The following is a 19,971-nucleotide window of genomic DNA, read 5'->3' on the forward strand; positions in this document are numbered from 1 at the left end:
ACGGTTGCGGCTTACGCGAACTGCTTCAGGAAGCGCACGTCGTTCTCGAAGAACGCGCGCAGATCGTTGACGCCGTAACGCAGCATCGCGAAGCGCTCCACGCCCATGCCGAAGGCGAAGCCGGTGTAGCGCTCCGGATCGATGCCGACGTTGCGCAGCACGTTGGGATGGACCATGCCGCAGCCGAGCACTTCCAGCCAGCGGGTGCTGCCATCGGGCTGCTGCCAGGCGATGTCCACTTCCGCACCCGGCTCAACGAACGGGAAGTAGCTGGGACGGAAGCGCATCTCGAAATCGCGCTCGAAGAACGCACGCACGAACTCGGCCAGCGTGCCCTTCAGGTCGGCGAAGGTCGAATGCTCGTCCACCAGCAGGCCTTCCACCTGGTGGAACATCGGCGAATGGGTCTGGTCGCTGTCGCTGCGGTACACCTTGCCGGCGGCGATCATGCGCAGCGGCGGCGCGTGGTCGCCCATGTAGCGCACCTGCACGCCCGAGGTGTGCGTGCGCAGCAGGCGGCCATCGCCGAAGTAGAAGGTGTCGTGCATGGCACGCGCCGGGTGATGTGGCGGGAAATTCAGCGCCTCGAAGTTGTGCCAGTCATCCTCGATCTCCGGCCCTTCAGAGAGCTCGTAGCCCAGCCGGCCGAAGATGCCGGTGATGCGCTCCAGGGTGCGGGTGATCGGGTGCAGGCCGGCGCGGTCGCCATTGCGGCCCGGCAGGGTGATGTCGATGGCTTCGGCGGCCAGGCGCGCATCCAGTGCCGCGTCTTCCAGCAGCGCCTTGCGCTCGCCCAGCGCGCGGGTCAGCGCGTCGCGGGCCTGGTTGATCGCTTCACCGGCGGCCTTGCGCTCGTCGGCCGGCAGAGCGCCGAGCTGCTTGAGCTGCGAGGTGATGCTGCCACTCTTGCCAAGCAGGGCCACGCGCAGCTGCTCCAGCACGTCGGGGCTCTGTGCGGCGGCCACATCGGCCAGCGCCTGGGTGGTGAGGGATTGGATGTCGCTCATGGGGGGCCGGAACTCCAGTCGATCTGCCATCGCGATGCGCGAAGGGCCGACCCCTGTCGCCACCGCCGTCCCCGCGCTGCCGATGTGGCCTCGCCGGGACCCAAAAAAGAATGGGGAAGGACTTGCGCCCTTCCCCATGCATTGCCTTGACCTGACACCGTTCCGAGTGAACGGTTACGGCATCGGGAAGGACTTATGCCGCCAGCGCGCCCTTGGCCTTTTCGGCCAGCGCGGCAAAACCGGCTGCGTCGTGCACGGCGATGTCAGCCAGGACCTTGCGATCCAGGGTGATGCCGGCCTTCAGCAGGCCGTTCATGAAGCGGCTGTAGCTCAGGCCGTTGATGCGGGCAGCCGCATTGATACGGGTGATCCACAGCGAACGGAAGTTGCGCTTCTTCTGCTTACGGCCGATGTAGGCGTACTGCTGTGCCTTGATGACCGCCTGCTTGGCGACGCGGAAGACCTTGCGACGGGCATTGTAATAGCCCTTGGCGAGATCCAGGATTTTCTTGTGGCGGCGACGCGCCTGTACGCCACGCTTAACTCGTGCCATTTTTCAGTTCCTCAGAGGTAAGGGAGCATGCGGTCCAGACGGCCTGCGTCTTCTGCACGGACATGGCCCGTCTGACGCAGATTACGCTTACGCTTGGTCGCTTTCTTCGTGAGGATGTGGCTACGGTTGGCGTGGCCGCACTTGTACTTGCCCGAGGCGGTCTTGCGGAAACGCTTGGCCGCTGCCCGGTTGGTCTTGATCTTGGGCATTGCAATGTCCTTGATGGGATATGACCCTGGTTTCTGACTGATCTGGCGGCGGCCTGGGCCGCTCTTTCCATCCTGCCATGATCGGCGTACGACCCGTCCTGGGTGGGTCGAGCCGGGCATGATACAGGCAAAACCACCCTGCCACCAGCCCCTGCAACCCTTTACCGGCAGTTCACCGGCATCCTGCAAAAGCAAAGGGACGCCAACGGCGCCCCTTTACCCTGAACCATTCAGTCAGGCGCCCTGAAAGGCGGCCCGTCAGGCCTCAGGTCTTCTTCTTCGGCGCGATCATCATGACCATCTGACGCCCTTCCAGGCGCGGACGGGATTCAATGACGATGTCCTCGCCCAGATCGGTCTCGATCCGGTTGGCCATTTCGCGACCCAGTTCCTGGTGGCTCATTTCACGGCCACGGAAACGGATGTTGACCTTGATCTTGTCACCATCTTCAAGGAACCCGCGCATCTTGCGCAGCTTGATCTGGTAGTCGCCCTCGTCCGTGACCGGACGGAACTTCACTTCCTTGATCTCGACCTGCTTGGTCTTCTTCTTGGCCTCGCTGGCCTTCTTCTGCGCTTCGAACTTGAACTTGCCGAAGTCCATGATCTTGCAGACCGGCGGATCGGCCTGCGGCTGGATTTCGACCAGGTCCAGGCCTTCATCTTCGGCCATGGACAGCGCTTCGTCGCGCGACAACACGCCGATCATTTCACCGTCACTGCCGATCACGCGGACGCGCGGCACACGGATTTCCTGATTCTTGCGGTTCTGTTTGTTGTCAGGGGTGCTGATATTACGTTCTCCCAAGGGTATCGAACCGGTCCGGGTGCCTGTGCCCCCGGACCGGACCTTTGCTTACGCGCCCTCGGCGTGGAGCCGCTCGATGAAGGCCTGCAGGCTCATGCTGCCCAGGTCTTCGCCAGAACGCGTACGCACCGCCACAGCCCCATTTTCCTTCTCGCGGTCACCAATGACCAGCAGGTAGGGCACGCGCTGCAACGTATGCTCGCGGATTTTATAGCCGATCTTCTCGTTACGCAAATCCGAGCTGACGCGGAAGCCTTGCTCCGCAAGGGTTTTGGTCACGCCCGAGACGTAGTCGGCCTGGGCGTCGGTGATGTTGGCCACCACCACCTGGGTCGGCGCCAGCCAGGCCGGGAACTGGCCGGCATGGTGCTCGATCAGGATGCCCAGGAAGCGCTCCATCGAGCCGACGATGGCGCGGTGCAGCATGACCGGGTGCTTCTTCTGGCTGTTCTCGTCCACGTACTCGGCGCCGAGGCGGCCCGGCATCATGAAGTCGACCTGCATGGTGCCCAGCTGCCAGGTACGGCCGATCGCGTCCTTCAGGTGGTACTCGATCTTTGGGCCGTAGAACGCACCCTCGCCCGGCAGCTCCTGCCATTCCACGCCGCAGCTGGACAACGCCGAGCGCAGCGCGCCTTCGGCCTTGTCCCAGGTGGCGTCATCGCCGAGCCGCGATTCCGGACGCAGCGCGATCTTGATCTGGATCTCGTCGAAGCCGAAGTGCTGGTAGACCGCCAGCGCCTGCTGGTGGAACGCGGTCACTTCCGACTCGATCTGGCTCTCGGTGCAGAACACATGGCCGTCGTCCTGGGTGAAACCGCGCACGCGCAGGATGCCGTGCAGTGCGCCGGACGGCTCGTTGCGGTGGCAGGAACCGAACTCACCGTAGCGGATCGGCAGGTCGCGATAGCTGTGCAGGCCCTGGTTGAACACCTGCACATGGCCCGGGCAGTTCATCGGCTTGACCGCGTAGGTGCGCTTCTCCGACTCGGTGAAGAACATGTTGTCCTGGTAGTTGTCCCAGTGGCCGGACTTCTTCCACAGGCTCACGTCCAGGATCTGCGGGCAGCGCACTTCGCCGTAGCCGCTGCTGCGGTAGACCTTGCGCATGTACTGCTCGACCACCTGCCACAGTGCCCAGCCCTTGGGGTGCCAGAACACCAGGCCCGGCGCCTCTTCCTGCAGGTGGAACAGGTCCTGCTGCTTGCCGATGCGCCGGTGATCGCGCATTTCAGCTTCTTCGATGCGCTTGATGTACGCCTCGAGCTGCTTCTTGTCAGCCCAGGCGGTGCCGTAGATGCGCTGCAGCTGCTCGTTCTGCGCGTCACCGCGCCAGTACGCGCCGGAAATGCGGGTCAGCTTGAAGGCCTTCAGGAAGCGCGTGTTCGGCACGTGCGGGCCGCGGCACATGTCCACGTATTCCTGGTGGTAGTACATGCCCATCGCCTGGATGTCGTCGGACATGTCCTCGATCAGGCGCAGCTTGTAGTCCTCGCCACGGGCCTTGAAGATCTCGATCACTTCGGCGCGCGGCGTCACCTTCTTGATGACGTCGTAGTCCTGGGCGATCAGCTCGCCCATGCGCTTCTCGATCGCGGCCATGTCGTCCGGGGTGAACGGGCGCTCGGAGTAGATGTCGTAGTAGAAGCCCTCGGCAATGACCGGGCCGATCACCATCTTCACGTCCGGGTACAGCTGCTTGACGGCGTGGCCGACCAGGTGGGCGCAGGAGTGGCGGATGATCTCCACGCCCTCCTCGTCCTTGGCGGTGATGATGCGCAGGCTGGCATCGTGGTCGATGACGTCGCTGGCATCGACCAGCACGCCATCGACCGAACCGGCGATGGTGGCCTTGGCCAGGCCGGCACCGATCGACTGGGCGACGTCCATGACGCTGACAGGATTTTCGAATTCGCGGCGGCTGCCGTCGGGAAGAGTAATGTTGATCATCGCAGTGGCTTCGTGCGGGGCCCGCCGAGCGGGCTGGAAAGCGTTCCCGGGGCTGCGCCCGGGCAATAAAAAAGCGCCGCGAGGGCGCCTGGAACACAGGGCCTTCGGGGGCAGGTCAACAGTGGGCGGTGGTAGTGCTCATGTCGCACGCTCGGCCGGCGCTGGGCGCGGGCCACCTTGTTCCAGTCGGGGTTCTGCAATGATCTTAAACCAGCCCGGAGGAAAGCCCAAGGACTACCGTACGGTCCGCTGAATGGGCCTCGCTGGCGGGGGGAAATTGCAATGATTACCATGTCGCCGCAGGTCGCCCCGTGCCAGCCTGCCCCGCTTCCCCCAGGACCCCGTGATGCGCCACCCGCTCCGACCGGCTCCCGCCGGCCCCGCCCGTGTCCCGCGTTCGCCGGCCCGCCGTCGCGCCGGCTGCCCGCGATGATCACCGTCGGCCTTTCCACGCTCGGCTTCTGCAGCCTGGGCATGCTGGCGGCGATGTTCTCGGCGCTGGCCTTCTATGCCGCCTCGCCTCACTGTCGCTGGCCGCGCCTGCGCCGCGCCGGCCGCCTTGGCCGCCAGATCGGCCTGGTCGCTGCCGCTGCCTCGCTGTGGCTGTGGATGGCCGAGCTCGGCTTCGCCGCTGGCCTGGTGGCAATGCTGTGCACCTGGATGCTGGCGGCGATGCTGCTGCCGGCGCTGGCCGCCTGGCATCGCCCGGACACGGAGTCGCCCTGATGTGGCCGCGCGCCTTCGCCGGCATCGTGGCCGGCTTCTTCCTGGCCGCTGCCGCGACCGGACTTGTCACCTGGCTGCCGCCAGGCCCCTGGCAGAACGCGCTGGTGCCCAGCCTGATCACGTTCATCCCGCTGTGGATGCTGGCCGCCCTGTGGTCGTTCAGCTTCCGCAGCGCGCTGCGCGCCTGGGTGGCCCTGGCCGGCAGCGCTGCGGCCGGCTTCGCCGTGCTGATGCTGCTGCGCCTGACCGGCGCGGTGCAATGAGACCCATGCCATGAAGTTCAGTTCGCAGACCCTGCGTACGTTCACCACCCTGCACACCTGGGTCGGCCTGGTCGCCGGCTTCGGCCTGTTCGTGGCCTTCTACGCAGGCGCGTTGACCCTGTTCCATCACGACCTGCCGCTGTGGCAGACCCCAGGCGCAGCCACCGCGTTGCCGGCGGGCCTGGACGACGCGCAGTACCTGCTGGAAGACGTGCTGGCCACGCATCCGGAAGCCCGCCGCCACGTCGGCATGACCTTCCCCGGCGCCGAGCATCCACAGCCACTGGCCTATTGGCAGGCCGATGACGGCAGCTGGCGTTACGCCTGGCCGGGCCAGATCGCCGGCAGCACCTCGCCCCCACAGACCGGGCTGGCCGAGCTGGTCAACGAACTGCATTACAGCCTCGGCCTGCCGGTGGCCGGCATCTACGTGATGGGCATCGTCAGCCTGCTGTATGGCATGGCGCTGCTCAGCGGCCTGGTGATCCATCTACCGAAGCTGTTCGGTGATCTGTTCGCGCTGCGTCCGGGCCGCAACCTGAAGCAGCTGTGGCAGGACGCGCACAACGTGATCGGCGTGCTCAGCCTACCCTTCCACCTGATGTTCGCGGTCACCGGCGCCCTGCTCTGCCTGGTGTTCGTGCAGATGGCACTGCTCAACCCGCTGATCTACGACGGCAAGGTGCTGCAGGCGGTGCCGACCGCGATGGACACCGCGCCCGTGCGCGACGCCAGTGGCATTCCGGCGCCGCCGGGCAGCCTGCGCGTGCTGCATGCACGTGCGCTTGAAGTTGCCCGCGCCCAGGGCGTTGCCAATTTCGAGCCGGCCTACCTGAAGCTGGCCAATGGCGGCGACGCCAATGCCACCATCGAGATCACCGGCGAATCCACCGGCACGCTCGGCCCGCTTGGTGCCGTAGCACTGGACGTGGCCACCGGCAACCTGCTGGCCTCGCAGCTGCCGGGCCAGCGCGACGCCAACCACGCTACGCTCAGCGCTGCCTACGCGCTGCACTTCGGCGAGTTCGGCAACGGCGTAGTGGTCTGGCTGTACTTCCTGCTCGGTCTCGGCGGTGCCTTCCTGTTCTACTCCGGCAACCTGTTGTGGATCGAGTCGCGGCGCAAGCGCCGCCAGCCGCAGCAGCCGCGTGCCGGGGTGAACATGGCGCGGGCCACGGTCGGCGTGTGCATCGGCCTGTGCGTGGCGATTTCGATCGCGTTCGTCACCGCACTGGTGCTCGAGCGGCTGGCACCGGCGGCGGTCGACCACGGCATCCGCTGGGCCTGCTTCGGCAGCTGGGCAGCCTGTGCGCTGTGGGCTGCACTGCGCCGCCCCGCGCAGGCCGCGCGCGAACTGCTGTGGGCCGCAGCGATCAGCACCGCGCTGGTGCCGATCCTGCACGGTGCGCTCAGTGGCGACTGGCTGTGGCGCGCGGCCGCGCACGGCCACTGGCCGCTGTTCTGGGTCGATGCCATCGCACTGGCCATGGCCTTCGGCTTCGCCCGCCTGGCCGTGGCCAGCCAACGCCGCGCCCGCAACGGCGATCCCAACAGCGTCTGGGCCAATTGAGCCTTTGCCGGTCATGCCCGGGCGCTGCCGCTACCCGCACCGGCCCGGTAGAGCCGAGCCTGCGTGATTGCCGTTCGCGCCAAGCGCAGTCGGAGCAAGCTCGACACTGCGAAGGGCGGACTCAATCGCCGATGCGCGCTTTCTGCCATGGGCCGAGCATGGCGTTGAGCAGACTGGCCTGCTCGTCGTCGCCGGTCAGCTCCCACATGAACACCCCGGCAAGGCCCTGCTCGCGGGCGAACTGCGCACGCAGCCCGATCGAGCGTGGGTCTTCATAGCTGATGAAAACCTTCTGCCCGGCGTTGTACAGCCACGGGCTCTGCGCCTGCGGCTGCCAGTGCTTCGTCCACCCCGGCTGATCGAGATAGCGCGCCTTGATGACCCGCCAGTCGCCTGCGTCAGCCGGGGCGCTGTAGGCCTGGTACAGGCCGTCCGGTCCATCGCCGGTGACCTTGAAGCCGCGACCGTAGAACGGCACGCCCAGGACCAGCTTGTCGGCCGGCACACCGTGCTCGCGGTAGTACTGCACTGCGCCGGCTACGTTGTTCCAGCGCCGTAGTTCCGGCGCCAATGGATCTGTCGGCACTTCATGCAAGGGGGCGTTGAAGGTCGACACCGCCGAGAAGCCGGTACCCATGTCGTAGCTCATCAGGTTGATGAAATCGAACACTTTGGCCAGCGCCGGCAGGTCGTAGCTCGCTGCCGGATCGTAGGGACCATCGGTCTGCAGGCGACCGGCGGCCAACGCGGCAGTCAGCAGCTTCGGCTGCCCCACCTTGCGACCGCGCGCATCGAGTGCCTGGCGGAATGCCTGCGCGAGCCGGGTCAGGTTGGCGCGGTCCTGCGGGCGTTGCGCCAGCTCCTTCGGCCCGCCACTGACCGGGAACTCCCAGTCAATGTCCACGCCGTCGAAGCTGCCGGCATGACGATCGAAGAACAGCGCCATGCAGGAGTCGACCAGGCGCTTGCGGCTGGCCTCGGTCAATGCCGCATCGGAGAACCCGCCCGCACCCCAGCCACCAATGGAGATCAGCGTGCGCAGATGCGGGTGCGCCTTCTTGAGCTCAGCCAGCGCGGCGAAGTTCTTCGGCGCTTCCGCCCCGACCGTGCATCGCCCGTCCTCGATGGTGGAGAACGCATAGAACAGATGCGTGAGGCGCTCGGCCGGAATGTTCGATACCGGATAGCGCTCGGCCGAGCCACCCGGGTAGTAGGCACCGAAGATCGGCGGCTGCGCCGGCGCGGCATGCGCGGCAATGGGCAAGGCACCGGCAATCAGCACGGCAAGGACGGCCACTGTCTGGCGGAACATGGAATCTCCCGGTTCGAAGGCGCAGCCACGTTAGCAAACCGATGTGCCTGCGGTACGGATGTCGCGGCATGTCGTCCAGCGGACAGGCATATCCCGCCGGGTGACGACAACTCGGCAGACATGCAACGACCCTCATGCACTGCAGCAGGACACGCGCCGACGCTGCATCCACGGGCTCGCGCCTCGGCCAAGGCAGCCGTGGATCTTCAACCGTGCATGGACGTGGGCACCGACCATGACAACATCGAAGACGGCGACCTGCAGCAGGCGGCGGCACTGTCGCACAAGGCCTTCAGAATTCTTCAGGCCGTTTTCCAGCACTTCAGCCGGGTCGCTGGCTCAATCGGCCTCCCTTTCGATGGAGTCCGCCGATGCGTTCGACCCTGCCCGTCCTCACCCTGCTCTGCGCCATGGGTGCCCAGCCCTTCACCACGCGCGCCGCGCCTCCAGATCCGGCACGCCTGCTGATGCTGCAGCAGGCCATTGCACACGATGAACTCAAGCAGATCCGCAGCGTGCTGCTGCAGGTCGACGGCAAGGTGGTCTACGAGGGTTACTTCAACGGTGCCGATGCACAGACCCTGCACGACGTGCGTTCGGCCAGCAAGGGCGTGACTGCACTGCTGGTGGGTGCCGCCATCGGCGAGGGACGCGTGCCCGGCGTACAGGCCCGGGTGTACGACTACTTCCCGGCCTTCACCGCGCAGCACGCGATCGACCCGCGCCTGCGCGCCACCACCCTGCAGGATTTGCTGACCATGAGCAGCCTGTGGGAGTGCGATGACGAAAACCCGTTCTCGGCCGGCCACGAAGAGCGCATGTACGTCACCGAGAAGTGGCTGGACTTCGCGCTGTCATTGCCGGTGAAGGGCTTTGCGCCGTGGATGCAGCGGCCGCAGGACAGCCCGCATGGCCGCGCGTTCGCCTACTGCACCGCCAATCCGTTCGTGCTTGGGGCCGTGCTTGAACAGGCCAGCGGCCGCCCCCTGGCGGACTATGCCGCGCACGTGCTGGAGCAGCCGCTGGGCATCACCCACAGCCAGTGGAACCGCTCACCGGACGGCATCGGCATGGGCGGCGGTGGCACTCGCTACCGCACACGCGACCTGGCGCGGTTCGGCCAGCTGGTACTCAACGGTGGCCGCTGGCAGGGGCGCCAGCTGGTGCCGAAGGACTACATCGAGGCGATGGTGCAGGCGCAGGCCACCACGCCCGATGGCAGCGACTACGGATACCAGTGGTGGGGCCTGAAGCTCGATGTGCAGGGTTCGCCCCGCACCGTGTGGGCGATGTCCGGCAATGGCGGAAACTATGTGTTCGTGCTGCCTGATCGGCGCGTGGTGGCGGTGGTCACCAGCCAGGCCTTCAACCGCTCCTTCGCCCATCCGCAGTCGCGGCGCATCCTCACCGAGTTCCTGCTGCCGGCGCTGCGCTGAGGGTGGCGAGATCATCCGGGCGCCACGCGGCGGCCAGCACCTGCGCACGCTGCCGGGCGATGTCGGCATCGATGCGCTCCAGCAGCGCCGGCCAGCCCGGGGCGCCATGCAGGGGCACGAACAGTGGCGTGGCGCGCAGCCACGCCACGTCGCGGAAGCCGTCGTCGACGGCCCGCTGCAATGCCGTGACGGCCTCGTCTTCGCGTCCGCTGGCCTGCAACAGCAGTGCCCGCTCCACAGCTGTGTCGGACCAGCCATCGCCACCGCTTTCGCTGGTGTTGAACCGCTGCAGCCGCTGCCTGATCCACCCGGCCTGCACCGGCTGCGCGCCGTACAGGGCGGCCAGCGTCTGGCCCAGTGATTGCTGGGGCCGCAGCTGGCGACCACGTTCGAACGCCTCAGCTGCCGTCGCAGGATCACCAGCCAGCAGCGCCAACTCCCCCTTCAACCGCAGCAGCTGCGGATGCGGCGTGCCGCGCGCCAGCGCTTCGTCCAGTGCCTGCCTGGCCTGATGCGGCGCGCCGGCCAGATACAGGCTGCGTGGCCAGGCGATATTGGAGAAGAGGTTGTCCGGGTAGAGCTGGAAGTTGCGCGCGTGGCGTTGCGCCGCCGCCCGGGTGAAGCCCAGCAGTTCCAGCTCGCGCGCTACCTGCACGTCACGGAAGCGCACGCGCTCGGGCGCTTTCAGTGACAGGTTCTCGCGCAGCGCCAAGGCCAGCTCGCCGCGCTCCTGCCGCAGGTAGGCCAGCGATGCACGGCTGCGTTCGTCGCCAGGTTCCAGCGCCAGGGCACGCGCGTAACCGGCCATGGCCTGCCGCATGTTGCCGAGGCAATCCTGCGCATAGCCCCACAGGGCCTGCGCAGCGGCATCGCGCGGCGCTCGCCTGCGCTCCTCGCCGGCCAGCGCCAGCGCCTCTTTCATCTGTTCCGGCGTGCCGTTGAACAGGCAGCCCTGCGCCGCCAACGCACGTGACAGGCCACGCCGCGCCAGCGCGGACTCCGGATCGGCCTGCAGTGCCTGCCGGTAGAGGCTGATGGCCCGCTCGTTGTTACTGGCCTGGCCGATGCCAGCGTAGTAATCGGCACGCTGCAGCAGCGTCTGCGCCGCGCCGGGCGCTGCCGGCCGTGACCACCACGCCAGCATTGCGGCGATGCCCAGCACTGCAACGACCGCCAGGCCCCACCCCGCCCCGCGGCCCCACCAGGACCGGGCAGGCAGTGCGGTGATCTGCACCGGCTGCACGCACAGCTGATAGCCGCGCCCACGTACTGAACGGATGTAGCGCGGCCGACGGCTGTCATCGCCCAGCGCCTGGCGCAGAAGTTTGACCCGTTGACTGACCGCATCTTCGCCCACCACCGCCGGTGCCCAGACCTGCGCGGCCAGCGTGTCGAAATCCACCACATCGGTGCCGTGTGCCAGCAGCACGTCGAACAGCGTCCAGCTCAGGCCGGCAACGGGCAGATCTTCACCTGCCCGGCTGACCCGCTGCGCCGGGCGATCGATGTCCAGGTCCAACAGGCGAAGGGTGTCCATGGGCGAAGCATACCTGCGCGGCGGTGCCGGATCGCAGGCAAAGAAAAAGCGGGCCGAAGCCCGCTTTTTCATCTACGAAAGCGTGAGGACCAACGGTCCTCACCCACCGCACAATCAGCAGTACCGATTATTCGGCGCTGGCGCCTTCGCCTTCTTCCACGGCCTTCATCGACAGGCGGATGCGGCCCTGCTTGTCGACTTCCAGCACCTTGACCTTGACCACATCGCCTTCCTTCAGCTTGTCGCCGACCTTCTCGACGCGCTCGCTGGAGATCTGCGACACGTGGACCAGGCCGTCCTTGCCCGGCAGGATGGTGACGAACGCACCGAAGTCCATGATCTTGGCAACCTTGCCTTCGTAGATGCGGCCCGGCTCGACGTCCGAAGTGATCTGCTCGATGCGGGCCTTGGCGGCCTGGGCAGCGATCGCGTTGACCGAAGCGATGACGATGGTGCCGTCATCCTGGATGTCGATCTGGGTGCCGGTTTCCTTGGTGATGGCCTGGATGGTCGAACCACCCTTGCCGATCACTTCGCGGATCTTGTCCGGGTGGATCTTGATGGTCAGCAGGCGCGGCGCGTAGTCCGACAGCTCTTCACGCGGAGCGGTCAGGCCATGGGCCATTTCACCCAGGATGTGCAGACGGCCAGCCTTGGCCTGCTGCAGAGCCTGCTTCATGATTTCTTCGGTGATGCCTTCGATCTTGATGTCCATCTGCAGGGCGGAGATGCCCTCAGCGGTACCGGCCACCTTGAAGTCCATGTCGCCCAGGTGATCTTCGTCACCCAGGATGTCGGACAGGACGACGAAGCGCTCGCCCTCCTTGACCAGACCCATGGCGATACCGGCAACCGGCGCCTTCACCGGCACACCGGCGTCCATCAGGGCCAGCGACGAACCGCAGACCGACGCCATCGACGAGGAACCGTTCGACTCGGTGATTTCCGAGACAACGCGGATGGTGTACGGGAAGGTTTCCAGCGACGGCATGACAGCCAGTACACCGCGCTTGGCCAGGCGGCCGTGGCCGATTTCGCGGCGCTTCGGGCCCATCATGCGGCCGCACTCACCCACCGAGAACGGAGGGAAGTTGTAGTGGAACAGGAAGTTTTCCTTGTACTCACCGGCAACGGCATCGATGACCTGGCCATCACGGGCGGTGCCCAGGGTGATGGTCACGATGGCCTGGGTTTCACCGCGGGTGAACAGCGAGGAACCGTGGGTACGCGGCAGCACGCCGGTCTTCACGGCGATCGGGCGGACGGTGTCCAGCGCACGGCCGTCGATACGGACCTTGGTGTCCAGCACGGAGTCACGCATGGTGCGGTATTCCAGCTCGCCGAATTCCTTCGACAGCTCGGCCGGGTTCCAGCCTTCGGCGGCCACGCGGCCGGCCAGGGCTTCGAACACGTCCTTCTTGATCGCCGAGATGGCGTCACGGCGCTGCAGCTTGTCACGCACCTGGAAGGCTTCGCCCAGGCGCGGGCCGATGGCTTCCTTCAGGGCGGAGATCAGCGCGTCGTTCTTGGCCGGGGCTTCCCAGGTCGACGGCTTGGTGCCGGCTTCGACGGTCAGCTCGTTGATCGCGTTGATGACCTTCTGCATTTCGCGGTGACCGAAGGTCACGGCGCCCAGCATCACTTCTTCGGACAGCAGCGCGGCTTCGGATTCAACCATCAGCACGGCGTTGGAGGTACCGGCGACGACCAGCTCCAGCTGCGAGTCAGCCAGTTCGCTGACGGTCGGGTTCAGGATGTACTCGCCGTTCTTGTAACCGACCTTGGCCGCGCCGATCGGACCCATGAACGGGGTGCCAGCCAGGGCCAGGGCAGCCGAAGCACCGATCAGGGCCGGGATGTCACCGTCCACGTCCGGGTTCAGCGACATCACCGTGGCGATGATCTGCACTTCGTTCTTGTAGTCTTCCGGGAACAGCGGGCGGATCGGACGGTCGATCAGACGCGAGATCAGGGTTTCCTTCTCGGTGGCACGGCCTTCGCGCTTGAAGAAACCACCCGGGATGCGGCCGCCGGCGTAGAACTTTTCCTGATAATCGACGGTCAGCGGGAAGAAGTCCTGGCCTTCGCGCGCGCTCTTGGCGGCGACGGCGGTGACCAGCAGTACGGTGTCGTCCATCTTGACGATGACGGCGCCGCTGGCCTGACGGGCGACTTCGCCGGTCTCAAGCGTGACGGTGTGCTTGCCGTACTGGAAGGTTTTGGTGATTTTTGCCACGGAGGGTGTCCTTGGGGATGCTGTCTGCGAATTTGGACCGTCGGCGACCCTTGCCGCCAGCGGGTGGCCGGATCGTTCCGGCCTGAATCGGGGATTGCGGTACTACAAAACAAAACCGCGGCGCATCGCTGCGCCGCGGGGGATTCGTTGCTTAGCGACGCAGGCCAAGCTTCTCGATCAGGGCCTTGTAACGCTCGACGTCCTTCTTCTTCAGGTAGTCGAGCAGGCTGCGACGGCGGTTGACCATCTGCAGCAGGCCGCGGCGGCTGTGGTGGTCCTTCTTGTGGGTCTTGAAGTGGCCGGTCAGCAGTTCGATGCGGGCGGTCAGCAGTGCAACCTGGACTTCCGGGGAGCCGGTGTCAGCCGAGCTGCGCTTGTTGTCTTCAATGACCTTCTGGGTGTCGATCGACATTTCTTTTTTCTCTGTGATGCGTGGCCGGCAGGAACGCGCTTCGCGCACCGCCAGGCTCGCCGTGGACTACGAGGATGAAACCTGCGCGAGGCAGGTTGCCGGAAAACGGCCGCGAAATTGTAACGGTCGGGGGCTCCCGGGACAAGGACCGGGGCTGAACCGGCAGGCCCAGGTCAGAGGTTGAAACGGCGCTGCGGGGCCAGCAGGCCACTCTCGTCGACCTGGCCGAGGCCCTGGACAGCATCGTCCGGACCGAACACGGCCACCAGGCCCCGCGGCCAGGACAGGTCGCGCTGGCGCTGGCCGACGCAGAACCGATGGACCTGGTCGGCGTCCAGGTCGACCCGCGGGTATTCCGCAAGGCCGGCCGCCAGCGGCAGCAGCAACGCATCCATGCCGGCCTCGTCACCGGCCTCGACCATCGCCCGCAGCTGGTCCAGCGTGACCATGGCAGGCTCGCGGAACGGCTCGACCCAGAGCCGGCGCAGCGCGCTGATGTGGGCGCCACAGCCCAGGCTTTCGCCGAGGTCGCGGGCCAGGCTGCGGATATAGGTGCCGGAACCACAGGTCACGCGCAGCCGCAGCCGTTCCGGCTGCTGCTCCAGCACCTCGATGGCGTGCACCTGCACCTCGCGTTCGGGCGCTTCGATGACGTCACCGCGGCGGGCCTTCACATACAGCGGTTCACCGCCCTGCTTCAGCGCCGAATAGATCGGGGCACGCTGGCGGATGCGGCCGGTCAGCGGCGCCAGCGCAGCCTGCAGGGCCTCGGCACTGATCGCCGGCACCGGGCGCTGCAGCAGCACCTGGCCTTCGGCATCGTCGGTATCGGTGGTCTGGCCGAGCACGATTTCGGCGTCGTAGGCCTTGGCCGAACCCAGCAGCAGGCCGGCGATCTTGGTCGCCTCGCCGAAACACAGCGGCAGCAGGCCGGTGGCCAGCGGGTCGAGGCTGCCGGTATGGCCCCCCTTCTCGGCGCGGAACAGGCGGCGCGCCACCTGCAGGGCAGCGTTGGAGCTCATGCCGGTCGACTTGTCGAGCAGCAGGATGCCATCCAGGCGGCGGAACTGAATTCGGGTCATGACAGGAGTGTGTAGAGCCGGGCCATGCTCGGCTGCCGCACCGCGGCCCGCAGGGGCTTCGCGTTGCCGGAATGGAAAGACGCCGGGCATCGGCCCGGCGCTAGCTTATTCTTCGTCGCTCTCGCGACGCTTCTCGGCGGCCAGCGTATCGGGCAGGTCGCGCAGGATGTTGTCGATGTGCTCACCACGGTCGACCGAGTCGTCGTAGTGGAAATGCAGCTCCGGCACGTGGCGCAGCTTCATCGCACGGGCCAGGTCCATGCGCAGGCGATAGCCCAGTTCCTTCAGGCCTGCCACGGCTTCAGCCGAACGTTCCGGCATCAGCGCGGTGACGAACACCTTGGCATGGGCCATGTCGCGGGTGATTTCCACGTCGGACACGCTCACCGAGGGCAACCCGTGCTCGCGCACGGCGTTGTGCACCAGGGTGCCGAGTTCACGGCGCAGCTGGGCGGAGACACGGTCGGTTCGATGGAAAGTCTTGGGCACGCGGTCGGGCTCTTGATTTGAATGTGACCCGACCAGGGTCGGGCCCTACCAGGAGGAGCGGCCCGACCAAGGTCGGGCCCCACCAGGGGGCGGACCGACCCGTGAGGGCCGGCCCAGTACAGCATTACAGGGTGCGCGGCACTTCGATACGCTCGAAGCACTCGATCTGGTCACCCGGCTTGACGTCGTTGTAGGCCTTCACCGCGATACCGCATTCGGTACCGTTGCGGACTTCCTCGACGTTCTCCTTGAAGCGACGCAGCGATTCCAGTTCGCCCTCGAAGATCACCACGCTGTCGCGCAGCACGCGGATCGGCTTGTTGCGCTTGACCACGCCCTCGATGACCATCGAGCCGGCGACGGCGCCCAGCTTGGAGCTGCGGAAGACGTCGCGGACCTCGGCGATACCGATGATCTCTTCGCGGATCTCCACGCCCAGCAGACCGGAGGCCACCTGCTTCACCTGATCGATCACGTCATAGATGATCGAGAAGTAACGCAGGTCGACGCCGTTGGATTCGATGATGCGACGGGCCGAAGCGTCCGCACGCACGTTGAAGCCGATGACGGTGGCCTTCGAAGCGGCGGCCGAGTTGGCATCCGATTCGGTGATGCCACCCACGCCGGAGTGGATCACGTTGATGCGGATGTCGTCGTTGGACAGCGCGACCAGTGCCTGGCTCAGCGCCTGCACCGAACCCTGCACGTCGGCCTTGATGACCAGGTTGAGGACCTGCTGGCCCTCGCCCTTGCCCAGGGTCGCCATGATGTCTTCCATGCGGCTGCCAGCGGTGGCGACCAGGCGCGATTCACGACGCTTGGTCTCGCGCTGCTGGGCAACGTCCTTGGCCAGGCGCTCGTCCTCGACCACCACGAAGTCGTCACCGGCTTCCGGCACGCCGGACAGGCCCAGGACCTGCACCGGGATGGACGGACCGGCGAACTCCGGCTGCTTGCCGGTCTCGTCGAACAGCGCACGCACGCGGCCGTACTGGATGCCGCACACCAGGTAATCGCCCTTCTTCAGGCGGCCCTGCTGCACCAGCACGGTAGCAACCGGGCCACGACCCTTGTCCAGCGACGATTCGATCACCACGCCCGAGGCGCGGCCTTCATCGACGGCCTTCAGTTCCAGCAGTTCGGCCTGGATCGAGATGGCGTCCAGCAGGTCGTCGATGCCCAGGCCGGTCTTGGCCGAGATCTCCACCATCTGGGTGTCACCACCGAAGTCTTCAGACACGACCTGTTCGGACAGCAGCTCGTTCTTGACCCGCATCGGGTCGGCGTCGGACTTGTCGATCTTGTTGATCGCCACGATCAGCGGCACACCCGCCGAACGGGCGTGCTGGATCGCTTCCTTGGTCTGCGGCATGACGCCGTCATCGGCGGCCACGACCAGCACCACGATGTCGGTCAGCTTGGCACCACGCGCACGCATCGAGGTGAAGGCAGCATGGCCCGGGGTATCCAGGAAGCTGATCACGCCCTTCGGCGTATCCACGTGGTAGGCACCGATGTGCTGGGTGATGCCGCCGGCTTCGCCGGTGGCGACCTTGGTGCGGCGGATGTAATCCAGCAGCGAGGTCTTGCCGTGGTCGACGTGACCCATGATGGTGACCACCGGCGGACGCTGGGTGGCTTCGCCCTGGTTTTCACCGGTCGAGGCCAGCAGCGCGTCTTCGGCGTCGTTGTCGTTGGCGCGGATCGCCTTGTGGCCGAGTTCCTCGGTCACCAGCGCGGCGGTGTCATGGTCGATGGACTGGGTGATGGTGGCCATCACGCCCATCTTGAACAGCGCCTTGACCACCTCGCCGCCCTTCAGCGCGAGCTTCTGCGCCAGGTCGGCCACGGTGATCGTGTCGCCGATCGCCACTTCACGCACCACCGGTGCCGTCGGACGCTCGAAGGCGTGCGGACCGGCGTTGCTACCACCACGCGACATGTCACGACGGCCGCCGGACTGGTTGCGGCCACCCGGGCGCCCACGGGAATTGCTGTTGTTGCTGTTGCCGCGACGCGCACGGTCGGCAGCCGACAGGTGCATCTGGCCGGCAAAGCGATCGCCGGGACCACGCTCATTGCGCGGCGCACTGCGGTTGTTGCGGTCGTCGTTGCGCGGCGGCGCCGGCGGTGCACCACGCGGCGCGGCCGGGGCGGCAGCCGGGGTACGCGGCGGGCGCGGCGCGGTTTCGTCAATGGGAGCGCGCCTGGGCTTGCTGGTAGCCAGCGCCTCGGCGGCCTTGGCGGCAGCCGCAGCTTCCTCGGCAGCCTTCTTCTCGGCCTCGGCGCGTTCCTTGGCGGCAACTTCCTCCTCACGGGCACGGACGATGGCTTCGTCGCGCAGACGATCCTTCTCGGCCAGGGCCTGCTGTTCGGCGAGGTTGCGGGCGCGCGACTCTTCCAGCTTGCGCAGGATGTCGGCGCGCTCTTCGTCCGGGGTCATGGCGCGAGCACCATCCTTGACGTAGGTACGCTTCTGGCGCACCTCGACATTCACGGTCGTCTTGCTGCGACCGGAATTGACCGTCACTTCCTGCTGCTTCCGGCGGTTGAGCGTGATCTTCTTTGCAGACTGATCGGACTCTTCCGGGGCCTGCTCGGGCTTGCCGTGCGAACGACGAAGGAAGCCCAGGAGCTTAACCTTCTCGGAGCTGGTCACGACCTGGTCGGGACCGCTGAACTTCATGCCGGCACCGGCCAGCTGTTCCAGCAGTTTTTCGACCGGCGTGTTGACCAGTTCGGCAAGCTTGCGGATGGTGGTTTGCTGCGACATTCGGATCCTATGATCTTGTGGGCGCCCCCCCGCATCTGGAGGTGGCGCGGATTCTACGCCCTGAGCGGCTCAGGGCCCTGTTCATTGCCGGCTCATTCGCCGCGTTCCAGTCGGGCGATCTCCTCGGCACGGGCAGCCAGGATCAGCGCAGCGGCGCGCGCCTGATCCAGCCCTTCGATGCCGAAGTCCATGACCTCGTCGGCGGCCAGGTCGGACAGGTCCTCGCTGGTACGCACGCCGTGGCCGGCCAGCGCATATGCGGTGGCTTCGTCCATGCCCTTCAGGGACAGCAGGTCCTGCGCCGGCTGGCCGTCTTCAAGGCCTTCCTCGACTGCCAGGGCCTCATTGAGCAGCGCATCGCGGGCACGAGCGCGCAACTCTTCGACGATGTCCTCGTCGAAACCTTCCACGGCCAGCAGTTCGCCGACCGGGACATAGGCGATTTCCTCGACGGTGCCGAAGCCTTCGCTGACCAGGATGCCGGCGATTTCCTCGTCCACTTCCAGCTTGTCCATGAACAGCTGGCGGGCCGAAGCCTGCTCGGCCTCCGACTTGGCGGTGACCTGGTCCTGGGTCATCACGTTGAGCTGCCAGCCTGTCAGGCGGCTGGCCAGGCGCACGTTCTGGCCGCCCTTGCCGATCGCCTGGGCCAGGCGGTCTTCAGCAACAGCCAGGTCCATCGAGTGCTTGTCTTCATCGACGATGATCGACTGCACTTCGGCCGGCGCCATCGCGTTGATGACGAAGTTGGCCGGGTTGTCGTTCCACAGCACGATGTCCACGCGCTCGCCATTGAGCTCGTTGGACACGGCCTGCACGCGCGAACCGCGCATGCCGATGCAGGCACCGATCGGATCGGTACGCTGGTCGTGGGCCAGCACTGCGATCTTGGCGCGGTCGCCCGGATCGCGGGCACAGGCCTTGATTTCCACCAGGCCCTGGCCGACTTCCGGCACTTCCAGCTTGAACAGCTCGATCATGAATTCCGGGGCGGCGCGGCTGATGAACAGCTGCGGGCCACGCGGCTCCGAGCGCACTTCGGCCAGGTAGCCGCGCACGCGGTCACCGGCGCGCAGCACGTCACGCGGAATGCCCTTGTCCTTCGGAATGAAGCCTTCGGCGTTGCCACCGAGGTCGACATAGATGTTGCCGCGCTCGGCGCGCTTGACGACGCCGGTGATCAGCTCACCCACGCGATCCTTCCACGCATCCACGACCTGCTGGCGCTCGGCTTCGCGCACGCGCTGGACGATGACCTGCTTGGCGGCCTGGGCAGCAATGCGGCCGAAGTCCGGGTTCTCGATCTGCTCTTCGATGTAGTCGCCGACGTCCACACCTTCGGCTTCGTCGACGGCGTCCATCAGGCGGATCTGGCGGTCCGGCGATTCCATGACAACGTCATCGGCCACCACTTCCCAGCGGCGGAAGGTTTCGTAGCTGCCATCCTTATGGTCGATGACCACGCGGGTCAGCACTTCCTCGTCGGGATAGCGCTTCTTCGCTGCCGAGGCCAGGGCGGCCTCGATGGCATCGAAGATCACTTCGCGCGGCACGCCCTTCTCGTTGGCGACCGCGTCGACTACCAGCAACAGTTCCTTGCTCATTGGC

General features: G+C 66.3%; 17 protein-coding genes. 4 read left to right on the plus strand and 13 right to left on the minus strand.

Going from position 1 to position 19,971, the window contains the following annotated elements; translation table 11 throughout:
* Positions 1-11 precede the first annotated feature (11 nt).
* The 5 genes from ACYKG1_RS14715 to thrS form a co-directional block, all read right to left on the minus strand.
* On the minus strand, positions 12-1,007 hold the full coding sequence (locus tag ACYKG1_RS14715) for a phenylalanine--tRNA ligase subunit alpha (protein ID WP_005417865.1): 996 nt from the start codon (positions 1,005-1,007) through the stop codon (positions 12-14).
* 193 nt (positions 1,008-1,200) lie between these two features.
* Positions 1,201-1,560, minus strand: coding sequence for a 50S ribosomal protein L20 (gene rplT, locus ACYKG1_RS14720; RefSeq protein WP_005410435.1), 360 nt, complete (start codon positions 1,558-1,560; stop codon positions 1,201-1,203).
* Between the two features lie 11 nt (positions 1,561-1,571).
* Positions 1,572-1,769, minus strand: coding sequence for a 50S ribosomal protein L35 (gene rpmI / locus ACYKG1_RS14725; protein WP_005410436.1), 198 nt, complete (start codon positions 1,767-1,769; stop codon positions 1,572-1,574).
* Between the two features lie 265 nt (positions 1,770-2,034).
* Positions 2,035-2,577: a translation initiation factor IF-3 gene (gene infC, locus ACYKG1_RS14730; RefSeq protein ID WP_005410437.1), complete on the minus strand. Its 543-nt coding sequence runs from the start codon at positions 2,575-2,577 to the stop codon at positions 2,035-2,037.
* Between the two features lie 48 nt (positions 2,578-2,625).
* Positions 2,626-4,527, minus strand: coding sequence for a threonine--tRNA ligase (thrS, locus tag ACYKG1_RS14735; RefSeq protein WP_100473453.1), 1,902 nt, complete (start codon positions 4,525-4,527; stop codon positions 2,626-2,628).
* A 429-nt stretch (positions 4,528-4,956) separates the two neighbouring features.
* Here thrS and ACYKG1_RS14740 point away from each other — a divergent pair, with 429 nt between their 5' ends.
* The 3 genes from ACYKG1_RS14740 to ACYKG1_RS14750 are packed head-to-tail and all read left to right on the plus strand — an operon-like array spanning position 4,957 to position 7,086.
* Positions 4,957-5,253, plus strand: a complete 297-nt coding sequence (locus ACYKG1_RS14740) for a hypothetical protein (RefSeq protein ID WP_478470819.1) — start codon at positions 4,957-4,959, stop codon at positions 5,251-5,253.
* On the plus strand, positions 5,253-5,516 hold the full coding sequence (locus tag ACYKG1_RS14745; protein WP_100473455.1) for a hypothetical protein: 264 nt from the start codon (positions 5,253-5,255) through the stop codon (positions 5,514-5,516). Before ACYKG1_RS14740 ends, ACYKG1_RS14745 begins: the two co-directional genes overlap by 1 nt.
* A 10-nt stretch (positions 5,517-5,526) precedes the next feature.
* Positions 5,527-7,086, plus strand: a complete 1,560-nt coding sequence (locus ACYKG1_RS14750) for a PepSY-associated TM helix domain-containing protein (protein ID WP_262082775.1) — start codon at positions 5,527-5,529, stop codon at positions 7,084-7,086.
* A gap of 121 nt (positions 7,087-7,207) precedes the next feature.
* Here the strand turns inward: ACYKG1_RS14750 and ACYKG1_RS14755 are convergent, their stop codons facing one another.
* On the minus strand, positions 7,208-8,398 hold the full coding sequence (locus ACYKG1_RS14755; RefSeq protein WP_262228106.1) for a glycoside hydrolase family 18 protein: 1,191 nt from the start codon (positions 8,396-8,398) through the stop codon (positions 7,208-7,210).
* Positions 8,399-8,769: 371 nt separating this feature from the next.
* Here ACYKG1_RS14755 and ACYKG1_RS14760 point away from each other — a divergent pair, with 371 nt between their 5' ends.
* Positions 8,770-9,834, plus strand: a complete 1,065-nt coding sequence (locus ACYKG1_RS14760) for a serine hydrolase domain-containing protein (RefSeq protein WP_262228105.1) — start codon at positions 8,770-8,772, stop codon at positions 9,832-9,834.
* Here ACYKG1_RS14760 and ACYKG1_RS14765 read toward each other — a convergent pair.
* From ACYKG1_RS14765 to nusA, 7 genes are all read right to left on the minus strand, one after another.
* Complete coding sequence (locus ACYKG1_RS14765) at positions 9,803-11,371, minus strand: winged helix-turn-helix domain-containing protein (protein WP_478470820.1); 1,569 nt, start codon at positions 11,369-11,371, stop codon at positions 9,803-9,805. The two genes, ACYKG1_RS14760 and ACYKG1_RS14765, sit on opposite strands and share 32 nt — an antisense overlap.
* Positions 11,372-11,498: 127 nt before the next feature.
* A complete protein-coding gene (gene pnp / locus ACYKG1_RS14770; RefSeq protein ID WP_262082779.1) occupies positions 11,499-13,607 on the minus strand; it encodes a polyribonucleotide nucleotidyltransferase in 2,109 nt (702 codons plus the stop codon).
* Positions 13,608-13,758: 151 nt separating this feature from the next.
* Positions 13,759-14,019 (minus strand): 30S ribosomal protein S15, encoded by a 261-nt coding sequence (rpsO, locus tag ACYKG1_RS14775; RefSeq protein WP_005410445.1) that lies wholly within the window; start codon positions 14,017-14,019, stop codon positions 13,759-13,761.
* Between the two features lie 173 nt (positions 14,020-14,192).
* Positions 14,193-15,101, minus strand: a complete 909-nt coding sequence (gene truB, locus ACYKG1_RS14780) for a tRNA pseudouridine(55) synthase TruB (RefSeq protein WP_262228103.1) — start codon at positions 15,099-15,101, stop codon at positions 14,193-14,195.
* Between the two features lie 105 nt (positions 15,102-15,206).
* The gene (gene rbfA / locus ACYKG1_RS14785; protein ID WP_005410447.1) at positions 15,207-15,590 is read right to left on the minus strand and encodes a 30S ribosome-binding factor RbfA; all 384 of its coding nucleotides are present in this window, start codon (positions 15,588-15,590) and stop codon (positions 15,207-15,209) included.
* 124 nt (positions 15,591-15,714) lie between these two features.
* A complete protein-coding gene (gene infB, locus ACYKG1_RS14790) occupies positions 15,715-18,363 on the minus strand; it encodes a translation initiation factor IF-2 (RefSeq protein WP_478470821.1) in 2,649 nt (882 codons plus the stop codon).
* Positions 18,364-18,455: 92 nt separating this feature from the next.
* A complete protein-coding gene (gene nusA, locus ACYKG1_RS14795; protein WP_005410449.1) occupies positions 18,456-19,967 on the minus strand; it encodes a transcription termination factor NusA in 1,512 nt (503 codons plus the stop codon).
* Between the last annotated feature and the right edge of the window lie 4 nt (positions 19,968-19,971).

It is taken from the genome of Stenotrophomonas sp. 85239_Sma (genome assembly GCF_056481725.1).